This window comes from Peribacillus sp. FSL H8-0477 (genome assembly GCF_038002765.1).
Classification (GTDB): Bacteria; Bacillota; Bacilli; order Bacillales; family DSM-1321; genus Peribacillus.
On sequence record NZ_JBBODE010000001.1, the window covers coordinates 706,876 to 728,364 of the forward strand.

15 protein-coding genes and 1 riboswitch are annotated in these 21,489 nt (G+C 39.9%); of the genes, 2 read left to right on the forward strand and 13 right to left on the reverse strand.

Annotated features, from left to right (window positions below; genetic code table 11):
- Positions 1-102: 102 nt before the first annotated feature.
- The 9 genes from MHI18_RS03670 to MHI18_RS03710 all read right to left on the reverse strand — a co-directional run bounded on the left by MHI18_RS03670 (position 103) and on the right by MHI18_RS03710 (position 10,671).
- Entirely contained in the window at positions 103-687 is a 585-nt protein-coding gene (locus MHI18_RS03670; protein ID WP_445669946.1) for a GNAT family N-acetyltransferase, read from the reverse strand.
- Between the two features lie 77 nt (positions 688-764).
- Positions 765-1,166 (reverse strand): secondary thiamine-phosphate synthase enzyme YjbQ, encoded by a 402-nt coding sequence (locus MHI18_RS03675; protein ID WP_340846062.1) that lies wholly within the window; start codon positions 1,164-1,166, stop codon positions 765-767.
- A gap of 81 nt (positions 1,167-1,247) precedes the next feature.
- Positions 1,248-2,324, reverse strand: a complete 1,077-nt coding sequence (locus tag MHI18_RS03680) for a hypothetical protein (RefSeq protein WP_340846063.1) — start codon at positions 2,322-2,324, stop codon at positions 1,248-1,250.
- On the reverse strand, positions 2,305-3,471 hold the full coding sequence (locus tag MHI18_RS03685) for a DUF58 domain-containing protein (RefSeq protein WP_340846064.1): 1,167 nt from the start codon (positions 3,469-3,471) through the stop codon (positions 2,305-2,307). The genes MHI18_RS03680 and MHI18_RS03685 overlap by 20 nt, the downstream gene beginning before the upstream one ends.
- Positions 3,468-4,400, reverse strand: a complete 933-nt coding sequence (locus MHI18_RS03690; RefSeq protein WP_340846065.1) for an AAA family ATPase — start codon at positions 4,398-4,400, stop codon at positions 3,468-3,470. The genes MHI18_RS03685 and MHI18_RS03690 overlap by 4 nt, the downstream gene beginning before the upstream one ends.
- A gap of 131 nt (positions 4,401-4,531) precedes the next feature.
- On the reverse strand, positions 4,532-5,776 hold the full coding sequence (odhB, locus tag MHI18_RS03695; protein ID WP_340846066.1) for a 2-oxoglutarate dehydrogenase complex dihydrolipoyllysine-residue succinyltransferase: 1,245 nt from the start codon (positions 5,774-5,776) through the stop codon (positions 4,532-4,534).
- Positions 5,777-8,635: a 2-oxoglutarate dehydrogenase E1 component gene (gene sucA / locus MHI18_RS03700; RefSeq protein WP_340846067.1), complete on the reverse strand. Its 2,859-nt coding sequence runs from the start codon at positions 8,633-8,635 to the stop codon at positions 5,777-5,779.
- A gap of 393 nt (positions 8,636-9,028) precedes the next feature.
- Positions 9,029-9,796, reverse strand: coding sequence for a DODA-type extradiol aromatic ring-opening family dioxygenase (locus tag MHI18_RS03705; protein ID WP_340846068.1), 768 nt, complete (start codon positions 9,794-9,796; stop codon positions 9,029-9,031).
- Between the two features lie 104 nt (positions 9,797-9,900).
- Positions 9,901-10,671, reverse strand: coding sequence for a polysaccharide deacetylase family protein (locus tag MHI18_RS03710; protein ID WP_340846069.1), 771 nt, complete (start codon positions 10,669-10,671; stop codon positions 9,901-9,903).
- 272 nt (positions 10,672-10,943) lie between these two features.
- Here MHI18_RS03710 and MHI18_RS03715 point away from each other — a divergent pair, with 272 nt between their 5' ends.
- The gene (locus MHI18_RS03715) at positions 10,944-12,986 is read left to right on the forward strand and encodes a S9 family peptidase (protein ID WP_340846070.1); all 2,043 of its coding nucleotides are present in this window, start codon (positions 10,944-10,946) and stop codon (positions 12,984-12,986) included.
- A 167-nt stretch (positions 12,987-13,153) separates the two neighbouring features.
- On the opposite strand, the gene MHI18_RS03720 is transcribed toward MHI18_RS03715, so the two are convergent.
- The 3 genes from MHI18_RS03720 to MHI18_RS03730 all read right to left on the reverse strand — a co-directional run bounded on the left by MHI18_RS03720 (position 13,154) and on the right by MHI18_RS03730 (position 19,756).
- The gene (locus tag MHI18_RS03720; RefSeq protein ID WP_340846071.1) at positions 13,154-14,011 is read right to left on the reverse strand and encodes a DegV family protein; all 858 of its coding nucleotides are present in this window, start codon (positions 14,009-14,011) and stop codon (positions 13,154-13,156) included.
- A gap of 455 nt (positions 14,012-14,466) precedes the next feature.
- On the reverse strand, positions 14,467-17,916 hold the full coding sequence (gene metH, locus MHI18_RS03725) for a methionine synthase (RefSeq protein WP_340846072.1): 3,450 nt from the start codon (positions 17,914-17,916) through the stop codon (positions 14,467-14,469).
- Positions 17,909-19,756, reverse strand: coding sequence for a bifunctional homocysteine S-methyltransferase/methylenetetrahydrofolate reductase (locus MHI18_RS03730; protein WP_340846073.1), 1,848 nt, complete (start codon positions 19,754-19,756; stop codon positions 17,909-17,911). Before MHI18_RS03730 ends, metH begins: the two co-directional genes overlap by 8 nt.
- Before the next feature lie 118 nt (positions 19,757-19,874).
- Positions 19,875-19,973, reverse strand: a riboswitch (SAM riboswitch).
- A 178-nt stretch (positions 19,974-20,151) separates the two neighbouring features.
- Here MHI18_RS03730 and MHI18_RS03735 point away from each other — a divergent pair.
- Complete coding sequence (locus MHI18_RS03735; RefSeq protein WP_340846074.1) at positions 20,152-20,757, forward strand: class I SAM-dependent methyltransferase; 606 nt, start codon at positions 20,152-20,154, stop codon at positions 20,755-20,757.
- Between the two features lie 48 nt (positions 20,758-20,805).
- Here the strand turns inward: MHI18_RS03735 and MHI18_RS03740 are convergent, their stop codons facing one another.
- Positions 20,806-21,459, reverse strand: a complete 654-nt coding sequence (locus MHI18_RS03740; RefSeq protein ID WP_340846075.1) for an MOSC domain-containing protein — start codon at positions 21,457-21,459, stop codon at positions 20,806-20,808.
- Positions 21,460-21,489: the final 30 nt, after the last annotated feature.

The window sequence follows — 21,489 nt, forward strand, 5'->3', positions numbered from 1 at the left end:
GTTAAGCATTTAACAAGGATAACAAACTCGACAAACAATTTCAGCGCTAAATTTTTACCAAGGAAACAGAGGAATTTATTCACATGGAATGCACGGAAAAACTTAACTCTGTACTTTACGTGCTTCCCATTCTTCACGTAGGATTCCCATGCGAATGGAATCATAATATTGACCGTTATAGTAGCGGCATTTACGCAGCCGCCCCTCTATCTGCATCCCTATTTTTTTTCCTACTGCAATCATTCGTTCATTCCCTGACCAGGTAGTTATCCCCACACGCGCAATTTCACTGAGTTGAGAAAATAAATAGTCTGTATATAAAGAGAGTGCTTCTGTACCAAATCCGCCCTGCCAATAGTTAGGCTTATAAATGGTAATCCCCATCTCCAGCCATCTTGTCGCCTCATTTTCCCAATAAAAAATCACCGTACCAATGACTTCTTCACCAACAAGAATAACCATTTGGGAATAAATCCCCATCGCTTCATCCATCATTAGTTCGTTTAGCTCTTGGTCATAATACATCTCAAAATCCGGACGATTAAATTCGTAATATGGAGCATCCCACTTTTTCCATTCTGGATTTTCTTCCCCATAGCGCAGGTTCCATAGTTCTGAAATATCTTGTGGTTGAACATTTCGTATACTAATTTTCTTTCCATCGATCCGTAAATTACTCAAACGCAAATTCCCCCAATTTGTTATTCTATCTTTTATTATTCAACAATAATACCTGCATTCCTGCTCATTGTTGAAATAATTCATCAGGACCTTACGATTTTAATAAATACTTGGCGCTCACGAGGTCCGTCAAATTCATAGAATTGAATCCCTTGCCATCTCCCTAAAAGCAATCTGCCTTTGTGAAGAATTACTTGTTGTGAGGAGCCGACTGTACTTGCTTTGAGATGGGCTGCTGTATTTCCCTCTTCATGCTGATCCAGCGTATGATTCCAAGGATATAATTCATCTAACCTTCTCATTACATCTGCTGCTACATCCGGGTCAGCATTTTCATTTATGGTAATCCCTGCAGTGGTATGCGGACAATAGATGACTACCATTCCTTCTTCTACAGCCGATTCATTAGTAAATGAAATAATTTCTGGAGTAAGGTCAATTACCTCATCTCTTTTGGTCGTATGAACTGTCATTTTTTTAAACATAGTTCTGCCTCCCTGTATACTAGTAGTAGTATTCCTTTACCCTATTTTAGCCAGAAAAATCAGCAAACCTCTCCTGCCTTTTTATTTCTCTATTCGTTTTTTATTTACATAGGCCGCCATTTCTGCAAACTCTCGTTCAAACTCTTTTATTTCACGCTTTGAAACCTGCCTATTACCATAACGGACATCTTGATAGATCGAGATTATTCTCTCTTTTGCACTCACACTATCATGAGGCAGCCTTGATAACCAGTGTGAAAATCCTTCCGCTTTTCGTCGAGCAAATGGTGCTGCTAGTTTCATTTCCCATCCATAAATTTTTTTACGAATCAAGTGGTGAGGAGGTTTACTCACCCTTTCTTCTGGTAAAGGTACCAGCTTGGTTTTCATTTTAGGAAGGACATTTACGGTCATTCCTAGTCCCCTTCTCTTTAGACGACGGCTGAGCAAGATGACAAATCCTAGTAACATTCCTCCAAATAAAAGGTAGCCGCCTATCATAGGGTCAGATGTCCCTGCCTCTTCATTCAAAAACATGCCCATCATGTCTTCAGAAGGTTCTTCTTTCATCTCTTCCTTTGTTTGGAGACCAAGCAATAGATCTACTCCATTATTCAGTACAGGACCAGTTACAAAAGCTGATCCTGTAAATACAACAAATAATAGATACTTACAGATGGCTAGGAAGGTTGGGAGCAGCATGTATATAAACATTCCTCCAGTTATGGCTGCGATACAGATGGTTAGTCGACTTCTTGCTAATTTAACTGTATGGCTTTCTAGTAAAATCAATAAGGCGGCAATCATCATGAAGAGACCCAGCATGACCCGATTGATCGCTAAACCCGACTGGCTGAGACAAACGAGTACAATTAATCCACAGAAGAGCGCTTTCTGTTTGTTGTTTTTACCACTCAAAAAAAGAATATAAAAAGATAAAGTGAATAAAATGGAATACGTAAATCCTGTATTAACTAAAAAGAAAATGAAGAAAAACACACTGCCTAAAAAACTAATTTTCAACCTGACTGTTTGTTTCATTGTTAACCACTGAACACCACATAGTAGAAGTATAAACAGACTAAACCATACCGAATGTATATCAGCGGATAAACCAATGACCAATAGAATAAGAAAATTATATAGAAAGAGCAGCATCGGTTCCCCCTCCTGATAACTGACCATGTTCATTGACAAAGACTACTTCACCCTGTAAATTGCCTCTTATGCCGGTACCGCCGACCAATATAGTTACAACGGATGGTGCTTGTGATTCATTAATATACGTAAGAAAAGCAATCTCTGAAAAGGGCACCCCGGAGGTAGACAGTTGAGCGAGCGCCGTTAACGATGCAGCCAGGTGCTCATTGCCTTCACGTAAATTAAGGGCAAGAGGCCTTCCCCCTTTAAACATATTGATAAATAATTCAAATGGCAGGTTTTTAGTAGTCATGTATTGACACAGAAAGGCTGTATAAGAGATTAAGTCTTCAAACCTCGAGTGAAAACGACGACCAGAAACAGACAAATTCAAACAAATAGTTACCCCGTTATGTGTGACAGGCTGATATTTTTTTGCCACCAGTTGCTGCATCCTTAAAGAAGCCTTCCAATGAATATGCCTAAAACTTTCATTTTCATACTGCTTAACCCCAGAAACAGCAGATGCATCCTCTAGATACGACAACCTGCTTTGCTGGCTGCCAGGCATTAGCCTTTCTAAACGTTGAATATTGCGAATAGGTTTAATCAACGGATACACGAGAATCTCCGTTTGCAGCGTCGGCAGTACAGGAAAGTAGATTGTACTCGTCCTAAACCAGTCATAGATAATCAATTCTACATTTTCCATTGTATAAAGTCCGCGCTTTTGAGGTCTGATTGAAAGCCGCCATTCAATAGAGTCTTTTGCCGGAATGAAGAACGGATATACCCGCCGGTCTGAAAGAACGCCGTCTCCAGATTCTATTAATACACCTTCTGTCTCAATTGTTTCATTTAATTCAAATGATAATTTCCCGCTTGGAATCGACAGTTTTGCATTATTTCGAACGCCGATCCCGATTACAACTTCATTCCCTGGAAAAACCCGATACCGTCGATTTTCATTTAATACTTGCATGGCTTTTGTTATACGAATTGTATAATAATGAACCATAATTGCGTATGTATAATAGATAAGAATACAAGTCATCACGACTGGGTGTTTTAAAAAAATCAGTTCCCAAACGAAGATAATGATTGTGCTCATAATCACTTTATCACTTAAGAAAAATGCCTTATCGATATGGGGGTTCCGCTTCATCGAGAGATCTCTACCGGCACATCGACTTCTTGAAGAATTTGTTCTGCAATCTCTCTGCGGCCAGATGTCAGTGCCCCTTCCATAGTTAACGTGATTCGATGGGAGGCTACCGCTGGAAAGACGAACTGAACATCCTCCGGTATACAATAGCTACGACCCATGTATAAAGCTTTTGCTTGTGAAGCCTTCAACAAAGCTAGTGAAGCACGAGGGCTAAGTCCAGTCTCGCAATACTTACTTGAACGTGTGGCAGCTGTTAACTGCAGAATGTAATCCTCTACAGGTTCACTCACAAGTATTCGCTTTGTTTCAACTTGTAAAACGAGTAATTCTTCCTGTGTGATACACACTGAAAGTGCATCAAGAGGTTGATGTTCACGAAACCGTCGAATGATGATTCGTTCTTCGTCCATTGAAGGGTAGCCGAGTGGAATACTCATAAAAAAACGGTCAAGTTGAGCATCTGGCAGTGGGAAGGTTCCCTGTGATTCCAACGGGTTTTGAGTAGCAATTACAATAAATGGAGAGGGCAGTTTAATCGTTTCACGATCGAGTGTTATTTGGCGCTCCTCCATTGCCTCTAATAAACTCGATTGTGTCCGCGGCAATGCACGGTTGATTTCATCAGCAAGCAAAATATTTGTGTAAACTGGTCCTAATCTTTTTTCAAAATCATTCGACTTAGGATTAAAATACTCTATGCCGGTAATATCACTTGGCAAAACATCGGGCGTGCATTGGATTCTAGTGAATTGTCCGCCCATGCTCTTAGCCAACGATTTGGCTAGCAGCGTCTTGCCTGTTCCTGGGACATCTTCAAGCAAGACATGCCCGTTACATAAGACCGATTCAATAAGCAGCTCAATAGCTGTTTCATTACCAACAAATACTTTCTGAATGTTCTTCTTCAGCTTCTGTAAAGATTCCATATTCGCACCCCAAAATTCCAATTTTTCTACATCTTTCTATCTTCGACGTATTAAAAGGAAATTCCTGTTATATCGAGGGAATGAACGGAAAAACCCCCGCAGGAAATTTTCCTGCGGGGGTTTACAACTATTTACCCTTGAAGTAACAGCTGTTCTGGATCTTCAAGTAAATCTTTAAGTGTAACAAGGAAGCCTACAGCTTCTTTTCCATCAACAATACGATGGTCGTAAGATAATGCAAGATACATCATTGGTCTGTTTTCAATAGCGTCTCCAACTGCGATTGGACGCATTTTGATTGTATGCATACCTAGAATCCCAACTTGCGGGGCATTAAGGATTGGTGTAGACAACAGAGAACCAAACGTTCCGCCATTTGTAATCGTAAATGTTCCGCCTGATAAGTCCGAGAGAGCAAGCTTATTATTACGAGCTTTCACTGCAAGGTCAGCAATGTCTTTTTCGATTTCACCAAAGCTCTTACGATCCGCATCACGAACGACAGGAACAACAAGGCCTTCGTCAGTTGATACGGCAACACCGATATCATAGAAGTTCTTTTTATGAATTTCATTTCCATTGATTTCAGCGTTAAGCAATGGATATTTCTTTAATGCTGCAATGACAGCTTTCGTAAAGAAAGACATAAATCCAAGTTTTGTATCATTATTTTTAATGAATGATTCTTTATGACGTTTACGCAGATCCATTACTGCTGTTAAATCAACTTCGTTAAAAGTAGTCAGCATCGCTGCTTCACTTTGTACTTGAACTAGTCGTTTAGCAATGGTCTGACGACGGCGAGACATTTTAATAATTTCAACACGGTCATCCTGCTTAGCCGGAGCTGCTTTAGGTGCAGGTGCTTGTGGAGCTGCTGCTTTAGGTGCTGCTGGAGCTGCACTAGCTGCTTCAACATCCTGTACGCGTACACGGCCTAAAGGATCCGTTACAGGTACCGCACTTAAATCAATCCCTTTTTCACGTGCCAGTTTACGTGCAGCTGGAGAAGCAATCACAGTTGATGTAGATTTCTCCTCTTGCTGTACTTCTGGAGCTGGGACGCTTTGTTCAGCTTTTGGCGCTTCTTCTTTTACTTCTTCAGCTTTAGGTGCTGCTTGTGGAGTCGCAGTTCCTTTGCCGCTTTCGTCAACAATGGCAATAGATTGTCCAACTAAAACGGTATCCCCTTCTTCAGCTAATAACTCTGTTAATGTCCCCGCATAATCAGAGATAATTTCGACATTTACCTTATCGGTTTCAAGTTCTAGAATGTATTCCCCTTTTTCAACCTGATCACCAGGCTGTTTCAACCATTGTGCGATGGCTCCCTCTGTTATTGATTCCGCTAATTCAGGTACTTTTACTTCAGCCATTTATTTCTCCCCCTCAATAGTACGTGTCGTTGCCTTAGATAAGATACGTTGTTGTTGTTTTTTATGGACAGTTGGATCTCCCTCAGAAGGACTTGATCTTCTCTTCCTGCCAACATACGATACCTCAAGCTCTTTTGGAGCTGCAGCATTGATACGTGGTTCTACAAAAGTCCAAGCCCCCATGTTCTTCGGCTCTTCTTGAACCCATAGAATTTCTTTAAGATTTTCATATTTTGTTAGTGCTTCTTTAATCCCATTGAATGGGAATGGGTAGATTTCTTCAATTGAAATAATCTGCAGCCATTCTTCATTCCCGTCTGAAGCTGCTTTTTCGCGTAATTCGACAGCAAGCTTACCTGTACAGAAGACGATACGTTCCACCGCTTCTGGATTTTCTCCCAGTCCGGTTGTCTCAATGAACGATTGGAATTGCCCTTCCGTAAATTCAGCAGCTTCTGAGGCCATGATTTGGTTTCTCAATAAGCTCTTCGGAGTCATCATAACAAGCGGGCGTACTTCATCCATTTCCAAAATTTTCGCTTGTCTTCTTAAAATATGGAAGTATTGTGCAGCAGAGCTAAGGTTGGCAACAGTCCAGTTGTTCTCTGCAGCCAATGATAAATACCGCTCTAAACGAGCACTTGAATGCTCAGGTCCTTGACCTTCATAGCCATGTGGCAGCAGCATGACAAGACCTGATTTTTGTCCCCATTTAGCACGGCCAGCCGCAATAAATTGGTCAAAAATCACTTGTGCTGTATTGGCAAAATCACCAAACTGTGCTTCCCAAATAACTAAGGTTTCAGGAGCAAAGACATTGTAGCCATATTCAAATGCAAGGACCGCTGTTTCAGTCAATGGACTATTATGAACAGCAAAAGATGCCTTCACTGAATCAAGTGTGTGAAGAGGAGAATACATCTGACCATTGACACTGTCATGCAGCATGATATTCCGCTGTGCAAAGGTACCGCGCTCCGAGTCCTGTCCGGATAAACGAATTGGCGTCCCATCTTTCAGGATTGTCGCGAAAGCTAGTGTTTCAGCGTGAGACCAATCAATTTTCCCGTTTTCTTCGAATGAATCGAGACGTCTTGAAAGAATGCGTCCTAACTTTTTGTTTACGCTAAAGCCTTCTGGCCATTCAACAAGCTTTTTATTAATTTCGATTAAATCATCTACAGGAACAGCCGTATCAATAATAGGAAGTCCCTTTTCAATATTTTTTGGTGTAATCAACTCAGCTATATCTTCTGGTTTATCACCTGAAACACGATCGTATGCTTTGGTTAATCTTTCATCGACCGATTCATTAAGACTCATTGTTTCTTCTTCAGTTAGGGCACCTGTTTCGATTAGGCGATTCTTGTACAACTCTTTAACCGTAAGATGCTTATGGATTTTCGCATACATTTCAGGCTGAGTAACTAAAGGCTCATCCATTTCGTTATGTCCGAAACGACGGTATCCGATTAAGTCGATAAGGAAGTCCTTCTTAAACTTCGTCCGGTATTGATGAGCAAGTGAAACCGCAGCAAGACACGCTTCTGGATCATCAGCATTGACATGAACAATTGGAACTTCAAAGCCTTTTGCCAAATCACTTGCATATTGGGTAGAACGAGAATCTTGGCTTTCTGTCGTAAAACCAATCATATTATTGGCAATGATATGAACCGTTCCGCCCGTTTTATATCCGCGCAGGCGGCTCATATTAAAGGTTTCGGGAACGATCCCTTCCCCTGGGAATGCCGCATCGCCATGGATTAGAATCGCTAATGATTTTGTAATATCTTGTTCAGGGAAACCTGCTTCCGTACGTGTTTCTTGAGCTGCACGAGAATAGCCTTCCACAATCGGACCGACAACTTCTAGATGACTCGGGTTATTGGCAAGAGTCAATCTTGCTTTTTGTGTACTATCTTTCGTAATTTGTTTATCCAGCCCTAAATGATATTTAACATCACCTGTCCAGCCGTCATTGATTCCAATGGAACCCTCAGACGGAACAAGATCCTTATTCGGAGAGTGTTGGAATTCAGAAAAAATAATTTCATATGGTTTGCCAAGGACGTGTGCAAGTACATTTAAACGCCCGCGATGCGCCATCGCTATATTGACATTTGATGTGCCATTTTGAACAGATTGTGAGATTAACTCATCAAGAATCGGTACTAACATATCGAGTCCCTCTATTGAGAATCTCTTTTGTCCGACATATGTACGATGAAGGAATTTCTCAAAGCCTTCTACTTCCATAAGTCGTTTTAATAATAAGCGTTTCTTTTCATTTTTTATCCTAGGGAACATTTTGCCTGATTCAACCATATCAAGAAGCCATTGTTTTTCTTCAAGATTATTTACATGTTGAAATTCAAAGGCAATGGTTTTTGTATAAAGCTGTTTTAAATAGACAAATGCTTGATAGCCGTCTTTTATTTCAGCTGGAGCCTCTGGACAAATAAATTCAGCCGGAATTTTTTTTAAATCGTCGGCTGTCAATCCATATCGTTCTAAATGGATAAGTACATTATCTAATGGTTCATCATTCAGCGGATTAATCTTGGAAGCTAAATGACCGTAAGCACGAATATTTTCAGAGAATTTTACTGCAGACATAATTTTTTTCATAGACAGTTCTTCACCTTTTGGTGCAGTAGAAACTTGTGGTGAAGAAACAGGACTGTGATTTGTTTGTTCACCCTCTGGCGGCGGTCCTGATTGTGCAAAAAATTCTTTTAATTCCGGATCAACCTCATCCGAATTTTCTTGATATAAATCGTATTGTTCCAAGACATACCCAAGGTTTGGACCAGAAAATGCTCTCCATGGGTCGTATGCAGCAGTCTTGTTGGTCATTTTTTATTAAACCCCCAAATTTTACTTAATATTTTTACTAACCGTTTTATCCATCCCCTAATGCCCATCCTTAACTACCTTTTTTTGGTAAATATATATAAAAATAGTTATTATTTCAAAAGATATGAATATTTAAAGGATAAAACGTTTTCAGATGTTATATTACCATGTTTTAAAGGAAATATCCAAAGGTTAAAATGGCAAGGAAACCATAATATTATATGTGAATTCTGCTTCACGTCATTTATTATAGCGTTTACATTCCTTTTTCCTGAAATAAGCCCTGTTTTTGCAAATTATTTATTTTAACAAAAGCTCCCTTCTAGTATACAGGAGTGTTCTCTATATTTTCCAGCACTAGCTATTTTAATGCACTTTAATCCTTCTATCCTCCTAAAATCTCCATGCAGTTAAACTTAAATTCCCATATTGATAGCTTCTATGCAGCAGTTTTGCCTGTTTCTCCTGATGTCCTAACCCCATTGCAATGATAAACGGAATAAAATGCTCCATAGTAGGCACTGCTAAACTAGCATATGGTGCTAGATTTTTAAAATTAAATAGTGATTCTATATCCCATTTAAGAACCTTATCTTCCAGCCATTCCTCAAATCGTATAGTCCACCCTTCTGCAACAGAAATATTATATTGAAATTGCTCCAAATTATGACTCGTACCACCGCTGCCAATAATTAAAACATCTTCCTCTCTTAATTTGGCAAGGGTTTTCCCAATCTCATATTGATAAGACAAAGGTAACTCTGGATTTATTGATAAGGCAATTACGGGAATGTCCGCATTTGGATACATGATTTTTAACGGTACCCATGCCCCGTGATCTAACCTGCGCGTATCATCGAGCACTGAATATATGCCAATTTTAGATAATAAAGTCATTATGTGATCGGAAAGCTCTATTTCCCCAGGTGCTGAGTATGTCATTTGATATAACTCATCAGGTCCCCCCGCAAAGTCATAAATAATACCATTTTGTCTGCAGGCAGTTACTGCCTGCTCTCCGCTCTCCCAATGTGCGCTGAAGATAAGGATTGCTGAAGGTCTTGGAAGCTGCTGTGCATAATTTTTCAAAAAATGTGTATACGGATTTTCCTCTGTAAGAAGCAGAGGTGTTCCATGGGCCAAAAACAACGAAGGTATCATGTTTCAAATCGAATCCTTTCAGTAACTGACTATCTGTTTCTTTTACCATCACCTACTTATTATAAACATATATTTAAATTCAAACAGACTTGACGTATTATGTCTTACGGACTTTCCCCAAATTGAACTTTTTCTGTGTATTCATTGATGGAGTCAAATTGATATCCTTTTGCTTTAAGTCCTGTAATAATGTCCGGCAGTGCGCGAACAGTATTCTTCATACTATTAATATCATGCAGGAGAATCACAATTTGTTCTTGATCTTTCGTACCGTTCAGAACATTTGAAACGATTGTTTGTTTACTGACAGATGGACTGTAGCCGTCTGTTGAATCAATATCCCAATCAAAATAAATGTACCCTCTTTTTTTAAGTTCAGATTTTATTGAAGCCAGCACTTCCTTTTTCGGACTGCGCTGCACTGCAAGATTCCTTGAACCGCCTGGAAAACGAACGATTCTTGACTGCACACCATACTTTTTCAGTATATTTTCTAAAAGACCCATATCTGCAAAATACTTATCCCTAGACCCATACACCACTTCATAATCGTGTGAGTAGGTATGTAAAGCTAATGTATGACCTCTTGCCGCCATTTCCTGATAAGCCACATCTGCGTACCCTTCCTCATTGCCCATAACAAAGAAAGTGGCTTTAACGTGATATTTATCTAAAATATCTAAAATCGGCAAAGTATTTAATGAAGGACCATCATCAAAGGTTAAATAAGCTGTCTTCTGCCCCTTATTTTGCCAACTCTGAACAAGGGGTTGAATCTCCTCTGGAATAAACTCCTCTTGATGCTGATTAGCTGCTGCAGTATCTAGCGTAAACACAAAAAAGAAACAAAGTAGTAAAAGTAAACTTTTCTTCATATGATTGCACCATCCTTTACTACTAAGTTGCACAGCACAAAGAATCTCATACAGAAAAATTGATTGTGATGATTTGCTGACGCTCTATTGTCCGAGGAATGGTCATTTGAAATAATCACTTAAGCAAGATTCAACGCATCATACATCACGTTTTACGTTCCCATTTGAACCCAACTGGCAGCATACATTAAATACTATTAAAATATACTATTTAAAGGAGTTTGATTAAACATTCACGAATTTATAGTGATATATAGAGAGGAGCATCAAATATGAACCCACCAATTGCTAAAAAAATTCCTCAAACATTCGAGTTACACGAGGACATTCGTCAAGATGACTATTATTGGCTGAATGATAAAACGAATCCTGAGGTAATCGCCTATTTAGAGGCAGAAAACAGTTATTACCATGAAGTAATGAAACCTTTAGAAAATTCCACAACAGAATTATATGAAGCGATGGCTGCACGTATCCCCGCATCAGAGAGTCAGGTGCCCGTTCAAAGCGGCCCTTATTTTTACTACATACGTCAGGAAAAAGAACTCCAGTACCCAATTTGCGCAAGAAAACATGCGATAAATCGCACTCAGTTAGCATCGGCCGATGAAGAAATTACATTAGATTTGAATACGCTCGCTTCTGACGACGATTATTTAAGCACAACGGATATTCGTATCTCAAACGATCATCGCTACCTTGCCTATCTAGAAAACCGAGATGGCACAGATAGCTATACTTTATTTGTGAAAGACTTACATACAGGTGAGTTACTTCAAGATGTTGTACCAAATGTATACATTTATAGTAGTGTTGAATGGAGTAATTGTGGAAAGTACATATATTATGTAACGTTAAACGACCTACAACGCCCGCATCAATTGTGGCGTCATGAAATTGGGACAGTTGTTACAGAAGATGTTCTATTACTAGAGGAAACAGATGTTACGTTTAACTTACTTATTTCGAAGTCACAAAGCAGCCGCTTCATCTTTGCGACTTCAAAATCAACGACAACAACAGAAGTTCAACTAATCGATGCAGACAATCCATTAACGGCACCTCGCTTATTCAACGCTCGCCGTGAAGGTGTTGAATACGATGTTGAGCATTGGGAAAATGATTTCGTCCTCTTAACAAATGAGAACGCATTGAACTTTACTCTGCTACGTTGTCCCGTAGAGAACCTATCTGCGCGCACACCTATTGTGTCTTACAACGAAGCATATTTCCTTGAAGGCATCTATCCATTCAAGCACCAAGTTTATGTAACAGGACGTGCAAATGGATTAGAGCAAGTATGGCGTGTAGAAGAAAATGCACTCGTTCAGCTTGAGTGGGACGAAGCGATTTATTCCGTTTCGATGATCCAAGAGCAAGATTATGAAACAACAGAAGTGCTCATTCACTATCAATCTTATACAACACCTAAAACGACAATCAGTATAGATATCGAATCTGGTGAACGACATGTACTGCAAGAAACACCTGTTACCGGTGATTATGACTGTACGCAATATGTTCAACAGCAAGTATGGGTACCTGCTGCTGATGGCGTCAATGTTCCAGTGATCCTTCATTATAAAAAAAATGCATTAGACAACGGTCCTGCGCCGCTTATTTTATCTGCTTATGGATCTTACGGCTACAGCAGCGATCCATTCTTTAGTGCCTACCGCATACCTGTGCTTGATAAAGGCGTGATTTTGGCCACTGCTCAAGTTCGAGGTGGTTCAGAACTTGGTCGATCTTGGTACTTTAACGGAAAAATGCAGCACAAGAAAAACACCTTCACAGATTTCATATCGGCTGCGGATCATTTAGTGCAAGAAGGCTTTACAACAACTGAGTTAATTGCAGGTCGTGGCGGTAGTGCGGGAGGCTTGCTCATTGGGGCTGTTTCTAATATGGCAGGGAACTCCTTTAAAGTCCTTGTCCCAGAAGTACCCTTCGTTGATATGATGACAACTATGCTAGACGAAACCATTCCATTAACAACGAGTGAATGGGATGAATGGGGGAATCCAAAAAATCGTGAAGATTATACCTATATGCGCTCATACAGTCCATACGATAATGTGGAAGCAAAATTATATCCGCATATGTATGTAACAACTGGCTTAAACGACCCGCGCGTTGGTTATTGGGAACCCGCGAAATGGGTTGCACGCCTACGCGAACTGAAAAAAGACGACCATACATTAGTTCTAAAAACAAACATGGGCGCAGGGCACTTCGGCGCATCCGGCCGCTTTAATCAACTGCGTGAGCTAGCAGAAGTCTACTCTTTTATTTTTAGCAAACTAGGCGTTTAAGTGAACAAATCATCTAACTCAAAAAAGGAGGTAATCAGATGGAGTTTTCTCCATGATTACCTCCTTTTTTGAGTTATAAAAACCCCTGCCAAGCAAAAGCATTTCATTGCGCGGAGCCGCGGCAGCTATTAAATAAGTTTATATGTCCCAAGATGTTTTTTTCAAAGCTATTTCGAATTTTCTAGTCCTGCAATTCCAAAACCTCCAGGTCCAGCATGGGTAGAAATCATTGCACCTGCTTGCATCCATGTTACATTTTCGAAGCCTGTTTCCTTAGTGATTTCATCCACTCGTCTCTTAATACTTTCATCAAGTCCGATAGAGTAGATTAAATACAGCTGTTTTCTATCAATATCATATTGGTCTAAGTAATCTCGCATGAGTTTTTCCGCAACTTTGCTCATATTCCCACGATATTTTTTAGTTGAAACAAGCTTTCCTTCTTTTAATTCGATGCAGGGCTTCACTTTTAACAAGGATCCTCCAATATAAGCTACGTTACTTACCCGTCCACCTGCTCTTAGAAAGTCTAAGCTGCCTGGAATGAAAGCAAACTTTGTTTTTGGAACCACGGATTCAATTTTTTCTATTAAGTTCACATGACTAATGGTAGGTTCTTCCTCAAGCATAGTTACTGCATACATGACGATTGCAGCTAATCCACCTGTGACGTTTAGCGTATCAATTAGGAAAAGATCTTCAAAATCTTTCGAGGCAATTAACGCACTTTGAAAGGAAGAAGATGCTTTTGACGTATATCCAATATGAATAATGATACTATCAGGAAACTTCACTCTAATTTTCGTAAATAACTCATGATACTCATATACATTTGTCGCTGTTGTGGATGGTATTTTTTTGGTACGACTATAATAATCAAAAACTTCCTCTACAGATAACTGCCCATCTAAATAATCTTTGTTATCCATGATGACGTGCATCGGCACTACTTGTATTTGATGTTTTTCAACCAGGTCTTCCGGTAAATCCGCTCCACTCTCTGTCGATAAAATAATCCTTCTCATTAGACATTCCTTTCAACTAACGCAGCCATTCCTGCGTACTTATTTATTTTAGTTATCCTAAACATACACCAAAAGGGTAAATTATCCAGTAAAATAATCAGAAAATTTACCTGAATAAAGAAAGATCCGCATTCGTTAAAGGTTTTCAAATCCTTTATCATCCTAAATATACACATATCTCTTCTTCCTCTAAAGAATTAACGATCATCTTTTTATCTACTACCGTTAAAAAATCAAACCAAGACCTACATTTTTTTGTTTCAAAAACGAGTTCTCTTGCTTCTCCTATGGTTCATTTCTTCTTCATTCAACGAATTTTTTTCCAATACAAAAAACCTCTCTTTCATTTAATTATACTAACTAAATGAAAGAAAGATTTTTATATGCTAAAGATAGTTTTATTCTTAGAATTGATTCTTAGCTCCAATTGAACCAAAACCCCACTGTACCCCTCATCACCGTTCTACATTAAAGTACCGAGCCTGTGGATGGGCAAATACCATGGCGGACACAGATGCTTCTGGATCCATCATACAACCTTCAGTTAACTGAATGCCCACATCTTCTGGTTTAAGCAAACGGAATAACTTTTCTTGATCTTCCAGATTTGGACAGGCTGGATAACCGAATGAAAAACGTTGACCGGTATATTTAGCAGCAAAACGGTCTTTCATCGTCATATCAATCGGATCACTGATATGAAGGTCATCCCGCATCAGCTGATGGAGCCGTTCCGCAAACCCCTCAGCTGTTTCTAATGCAAGTGACTGGATTGCATGGCTCTTTAAGAAGTCGCCTTCCACTTTCCATTTTTCAGCATACTTTCTAACATGCTTCCCAGCTGATACCACAAAAAATCCTGCATAATCCATCACTCCCGAGCTGACAGGTTTCAGGAAGTCAGCTAGGCATAAATTAGGGCTTGTTTCCTGCCGTGGAAAATCAAACATTTCGAGTATTTCATTATGGTTCTCTGGGTTGTATATAATTATTTTATTTCCATCACTCTGGGCAGGGAAAAATTGATATACGGCATTGATTGTATACTCTTCTTGATTCTGTAAAAACGTGATTAATTCATCTACTAAGTGATTTAGAGCAACTGCCTTGTTGTCGCCTGCTTTAATCAGCTCAGCTACCTTCCCTTTCAACCCCAAGTGATGCCCAATTAACATCTGTCTATTAATATAAGGACCCACCAGTTTGTATGGATAATTCCGCAGAACATGGCGATTTAGGTCAACTGGTTTTTGCACTGGTGCAGGTTCGATTGCAGGTGATGTAGAGAGTTTTGGTTTGGGTTTAGGCAGCGCAGCAGCGGCAATTGCGTTTTCTTTTGCTTTTTGACGTCTGCTTTCATGCTGTTCAAGGAAAATCACTTTTTTCTCATCATCATGCAACGAGTTGGCCGTTGCAAGTCCGTCCATAGCATCTTTAGAATAAATTACGGATCCTCCATATTCAGGAGAAATCTTGAAATCGGTAAATTTACGTGACAGCGCAGCACCTCCTACCAGTATCGGTAAGTCAATATCCGCCTGCTTTAAATCTTGAGCAGTGAGTACCATTTGCTGAGCCGATTTAACAAGTAATCCAGAGAGGCCTATTGCGGTCGGTTGATGAAGCCTTACCGCTTCAACAATACTTTGTGACCCTACCTTTATCCCTAAATCAACTACCTCATAACCATTATTGGAAAGAATAATTTCGACTAAGTTTTTTCCTATATCATGGACATCACCCTTTACTGTTGCAAGCAGAATCTTCCCTTTTTTACTGCTTTGGGCTTCTGCTGTCATATACGGTTCAAGATGGGCAACTGCAGCTTTCATCGCCTCCGCACTTTGAAGCACTTCGGCAACAATCAGCTGATTATCATTAAACAAACGACCCACTTCACTCATTCCATCCATTAACGGACCATTAATGATTTCAAGCGGTGCCTTTCCTTCCTGAAGAATGAGATCTAAATCAGGAACAAGGCCTTCCTTTGTACCTTCAATAATATAATTAGCCAGCCTTTCGTTAAGAGGAAGCTTTGCGATGTTTTCCTTTTTATCTGCTTTTTTGCCTCGGTAAAATTCTGTGAATTGAGCTAGCGCTTTGTCTGTTGTTTTAAAAAGCAGTTCCTCAGCGAGCGTGACTTCATCTGCCGGGATGGAGGCAAACCGCTCAAGTTTTTCAGTATTCACGATGGCATAATCGAGCCCTGCCTTTGTACAATGATAGAGATAAACGGCATTAAGTATTTCTCGTCCTCTTCCTGGTAGACCGAAAGAAACATTTGATATTCCAAGTATAGTCTGGCAGTCCGGCAGATTCTCTTTAATCATTTGAATTCCTTTTACCGTTTCTAAGGCAGAACCAATATACTGTTCGTCCCCAGTCCCTACTGGAAAGACCAATGGATCAAAAATAAGGTCCTTTGGATTGAGCTTATATTTATTGACAAGTAAGTCTACTGAACGTTTGGCAATTTCAAGTTTTCGTTCGGCACTAACAGCCATTCCTACTTCATCAATGGTCCCGACAACAACCGCCGCTCCATATTGATGAATAAGGGGGACAATTTTTTCAAATCTCTCCTCCCCATCCTCTAAATTGATGGAGTTTATGATCGCTTTCCCTTGAGAATGTTTCAACGCTTGTTCAAGCACCGCTTCATCTGTTGTATCTATCACCAATGGCACTTTAATTTTTTTTACGACCTCAGTGACAAATTCCTTCATATCACCGAGTTCATCGCCATCAGGATCTGCCAGACAAATATCAATCACATGTGCCCCTTTTTTCACTTGAGCGCGGGCTATTTCAGCCGCTTGTTCATACTGTTTACCGCGAATTAATTCCTTGAATTTCCTTGAACCAATCACATTCGTCCGTTCTCCGACGAATAGAGGACGCATGGAGTCATCATATAGCAATGGTTCAATTCCACTTACGGCATGCGTATGCGGCTCATCAGGGAGCGTCCTAGGCCTAATATCTCTTATCGCAGCGGATAATTTTTCAATATGTGCGGGTGTAGTGCCACAGCAGCCGCCGATGATATTGATCCAGCCTTTTTCTGCAAATTGTTTCATTTTTTGAGCAAGTGAGTCCGGCGTTTCATGATAATGTCCTTCTTCATCCGGCAGTCCTGCATTGGGGTAACAACTGACGGCTGAATTAGATAACCCAGCGAGTGTTCGAATATGGTCAATCATAAATTCCGGACCTGTTGCACAATTTAGACCGACTGCTAGTGGCTTCATGTGCTCACATGAGAGATAAAAAGCTTCAATCGATTGACCTGCAAGTGTGGTTCCCATCGGTTCAATGGTTCCTGAAATAATGATTGGAATTTCTTTACCAACTTGTTTGAAAGCTTGTTTAATCCCTGAAAATGCAGCCTTCACATTTAACATATCTTGACATGTTTCCACTAGAAGTAAATCAACACCTCCGTCAATTAGCCCGCGGGCCTGTTCTTCATATGAAGCGGTTAAGCCGTCAAATGTAGTACCGCCAGTAACCGAAAGCGTTTTTGTTGTCGGTCCCATGGAACCTGCCGTATAACGCGGCCATTCAGCCGTAGAGTAAGTCTCGCAGGCCTTACAGGCAAGTTCGGCAGATCGTTTATTTAGTTCATAAGCAAGGCTGCCAAGATTGTATTCATCGAGCACAATATCCGTTGCCCCGAATGTATTCGTCTCAATGATATCTGCTCCTGCTTTTAGATAGGCTTCGTGAATAGATTGAATAGTATCTGGGATCGTAATGGATAAATATTCATTACACCCTTCAAATTCTTCTCCTCCAAAATCTTCTGCTGTCAAATTTTCATTTTGAATCATCGTTCCCATTGCTCCATCTAAGAGGAGAATCTTTTGAGATAGTACTTCATTTATCGTAGGTTTATTCATGTTCTTTCACCTCTGCTGGTTTCTCTTTGTCTGTTGTGCGGATATATTGTGTAAGCTGTGCCGTCATGTCGTATCGTAAAAATGGAGTGATTAAATAGATTCCTTTAAATCTCTCCATTGTTGCATCAATCAATTCCTTAGCAATAGCATTTGCTTCGATCTTCGCTTTAACTGGATCGTTTCCAGCTGAAGCCATTGCTGCTCGTACTGAATCCGGTAATTTAATTCCTGGGATTTCATTGTGAATAAATTCGGCATTCCGTGAGCTTGTCAAAGGCATAACGCCTAGAAAAATAGGTGTATCTAAGTGTTTGGTAGCTTGATAGACATCTTCAATTTGACTTGTGGAATAAATAGGCTGCGTTAAAAAGGATTGTGCTCCGCAAGCTATTTTCTTTTCAAGCCTTTGAACGGCTTTATCTAAGTATTTCACATTTGGGTTAAAAGCCGCAGCAATTTTAAAATTAGTCCGCTGTCCCAAACTTTGACCTGAGTAAGATAAACCTTCATTAAATTGTTTGATTAAGCTGATTAAATCAAATGAGGATAAATCATAGACAGATGTGGCCCCCGGAAAATCTCCAATTTTAGAAGGATCTCCAGTAATAACCAGTACTTCATTTAATCCAAGTGTCTGTAAGCCCATTAAGTGAGATTGCAGGCCAATTAGATTTCGATCTCGACAGGTAATGTGAATGAGCGGATTCATATTGAGCTCATTTTTCATCTTAATCCCAAGAGCCAAATTGCTGATTCGCGGACTTGCAAGTGAATTATCTGCCAGTGTGACCGAATCTACACCAGCATCCCGTAAACATGATGATCCCGCCATAAATGCCTCTATTCCTAGTTTCTTAGGCGGATCCAATTCGACCAAAATGGTTCGTTTTGTTTTGGCCTGCAGATGAATGGCTGGTATTTGATCCTTTTTATCGACTTCAATAATCTCAATTTGAGGGGCCTTACTAGCTTTTTCCTTTATCGGGCTCAATGTTCCCAGCGCTTTTTTTACCGCTCCGATATGCTTAGGTGTTGTCCCACAACAACCCCCGATAATTGATGCACCCTGTTCACGTAATTTCAACGCACTTGAGCCGAAATATTCTGGTACAGCCTCATAGACAAGTCGGCCATCGACGTATTCCGGAAGGCTGGCGTTCGGGTACACGGCAATGCCTGCATTTTTAGGCAGCGGTACTTCTTCTAACGAACGTATCATATGATGCGGACCTAATCGACAGTTCAATCCGACAACGTCTGCCCCCAAAGCATCTAGTCTTGAAAAGGCTTCATTGAGATGGAGACCATTTTGCAGATACCCTATCTCATGCAGCGAAACATTTGCGATAATAGGGAGCCCTGTTTCTTTTCTGGCAATCTGGAGTACGGTTTCCAGCTCCTCTAAATCGTAATAGGTCTCAAGGATTAATCCATCGGGTCCTTCCATTAATAAGCTGTACAGCTGCTCTCTAAAGCTCCGTTTTATTTCTTCTATATCCAAATCATTTTTACGAATACTCCGCAGTGCTCCAATGGTCCCAAAAACAAATGCTTGTTTGGATGCAGCTTTTTTAGCTAGTTCTACACCTTTACGGTTAATAACACTCACTTCATCTTCTAAGCCATACCGTTTTAATTTATGATAGTTGGCACCATAGGTATTAGATTGAAGAATATCAGCTCCCGCAGCGGCATAGGCACGGTGAATCGCCTCAATTTGATTAGGGTCTGTCGTATTCATTTCCTCGTAGCAATGATCGATTCCATGTGAATATAATAGTGTTCCCATTGCTCCTTCCCCAACCAAAACCCTTTTTGATAATTCTTGGCGAAAATCCATCTATGCACATCTCCTCGTTTTGTCCTTTCTAGGTTAGAAAGAATCATGTCATTTAGCATTATATGAAGAAAAATAAAAAAAGCCATCTTTAAAGAAGAAGGCTTTTTCTGAAACATTCTCCTCATCTATCAAGCACCGCTTGCTGGATTTAGCACCTTTGCCGTAGCCGGTTGCTGAAGCTTCAAAGGGCCAGTCCCTCCACTTCTCTCGATAAGATTCCTATGAAATTTTCTAGAATTCGTTTAGATAATATATCTAATTTACATGAATAATAAGAAAATTACAATAGTTTATTAACGATTATTCAGCAGCTGTTTAAAAAAACGTCAGAAGTTTAATTACTTCCCTAGAGGTAAATATATAAATAGAACCGCAGAATAGCTGGAGGTGAAAGAATGCTGGAAATTATAGCAAAGCAGTTTCGAAAACCAGAAGGATTGCTAGGGAAAATTGTCGGCAGGATTATGTCCATGGATAATCGAAAGATCAATACATGGACCCTGAATAGGCTGCAAATTAAACCTGGGGACATTATTTTAGAAATTGGATTTGGACCGGGTGCTGCAATTGAAGAAATGTTTAAGAGACAACGAAATGTACGGATTGATGGTATAGATCTCTCACATGATATGCTGAAGGCTGCTTCTACACGAAATTTGGATGCCTTAAAAAAGAAAAAACTACGTTTATTCGAAGGAGATCTTTTAGAAATTGAAGAGGATTTTTATCAGTATGACAAAGTTGTCTCGGTTAATAACTATCCATTATGGAAAGACAAACAGAATTCTCTTAAGCGAATATATCAACTGATGAAGCATAATGGCATCATTGCCATTACTGTCCAACCACGGGAGGATGACGCATCCCGAAAAAAGACATTTGCTCATGCACATGAAATCGAACAAGCATTATACCTTGCTGGATTCCGTAATATTTCAGTGAAATTCAAAAAAATAGCACCAGAACTTACTGTCTGTGTTACAGCTGTTTGTAAAAAATAGACGACTCGAAGTTGGGGATTTACACCCCAACTTTTCTATGTTTTATCCTTACTGCTCCATCCGTGCAAGTCGTTTTTTTTCGACTCTCATTTTCCAATCGTCTGCTAGTGAACCGAGCATCAGCATCCCTTCGATGTCAGTCTGATTCCCTTCATTATGAAGAAGTATTCGATTTCCCCGTTCGACTGTATAGGCTTCTTGAACTCTTTCCTTTAGGATGATGTCTGATTCACCTTCAATCGTACCTTCTTCGATCACCCTGGCAAAATACCCGGTGTACCCTGTTTCCATAGTCCTTTTCAAAAAAGTTGGGACTTCATTAAAATGTGAAATAGTCGCACAAGGAATTCTACCTTGACAGATTTCTACTATACTCGTACCTATTTGATAAATATCTCCGAAATAAACCTCAGATTCTTTCATGCCTGATACAGTTAAATTTTCTCCAAAGGCCGGCCTTTTCAGAACTTTATTGAATTCCTTCTCCCATTGAAGATAATGCTCATTTGGATAGAAACATACTGCCCGATCGACACCGCCATGATGTCTCATATTACCTACACCATCTCCGTTAAACCCTCTATAAGACAGATCGATTTTTTGAACAGCTTGTTTATCCATTCCTGTAATTAAAGATCTGCCTGACAACGTTTTAAGCTTAGGTTCACCAATATGTATCCCTTTAATTTTTCGTGTACTCATAAACCATTCCCCCTGCCTATTTAACCTCTT

What these genes read in the sequence shown, in the direction of transcription:
- MHI18_RS03675 (WP_340846062.1), bottom strand. Translation starts at nt 1,166, where the DNA reads ATGTTTAAAAAAATGACAGTTCATACGACCAAAAGAGATGAGGTAATT.
- MHI18_RS03680 (WP_340846063.1), bottom strand. Translation starts at nt 2,324, where the DNA reads ATGCTGCTCTTTCTATATAATTTTCTTATTCTATTGGTCATTGGTTTA.
- MHI18_RS03685 (WP_340846064.1), bottom strand. Translation starts at nt 3,471, where the DNA reads ATGAAGCGGAACCCCCATATCGATAAGGCATTTTTCTTAAGTGATAAA.
- MHI18_RS03690 (WP_340846065.1), bottom strand. Translation starts at nt 4,400, where the DNA reads ATGGAATCTTTACAGAAGCTGAAGAAGAACATTCAGAAAGTATTTGTT.
- odhB (WP_340846066.1), bottom strand. Translation starts at nt 5,776, where the DNA reads ATGGCTGAAGTAAAAGTACCTGAATTAGCGGAATCAATAACAGAGGGA.
- sucA (WP_340846067.1), bottom strand. Translation starts at nt 8,635, where the DNA reads ATGACCAACAAGACTGCTGCATACGACCCATGGAGAGCATTTTCTGGT.
- MHI18_RS03705 (WP_340846068.1), bottom strand. Translation starts at nt 9,796, where the DNA reads ATGATACCTTCGTTGTTTTTGGCCCATGGAACACCTCTGCTTCTTACA.
- MHI18_RS03710 (WP_340846069.1), bottom strand. Translation starts at nt 10,671, where the DNA reads ATGAAGAAAAGTTTACTTTTACTACTTTGTTTCTTTTTTGTGTTTACG.
- MHI18_RS03715 (WP_340846070.1), top strand. Translation starts at nt 10,944, where the DNA reads ATGAACCCACCAATTGCTAAAAAAATTCCTCAAACATTCGAGTTACAC.
- MHI18_RS03720 (WP_340846071.1), bottom strand. Translation starts at nt 14,011, where the DNA reads ATGAGAAGGATTATTTTATCGACAGAGAGTGGAGCGGATTTACCGGAA.
- metH (WP_340846072.1), bottom strand. Translation starts at nt 17,916, where the DNA reads ATGAATAAACCTACGATAAATGAAGTACTATCTCAAAAGATTCTCCTC.
- MHI18_RS03730 (WP_340846073.1), bottom strand. Translation starts at nt 19,756, where the DNA reads ATGGATTTTCGCCAAGAATTATCAAAAAGGGTTTTGGTTGGGGAAGGA.
- MHI18_RS03735 (WP_340846074.1), top strand. Translation starts at nt 20,152, where the DNA reads ATGCTGGAAATTATAGCAAAGCAGTTTCGAAAACCAGAAGGATTGCTA.
- MHI18_RS03740 (WP_340846075.1), bottom strand. Translation starts at nt 21,459, where the DNA reads ATGAGTACACGAAAAATTAAAGGGATACATATTGGTGAACCTAAGCTT.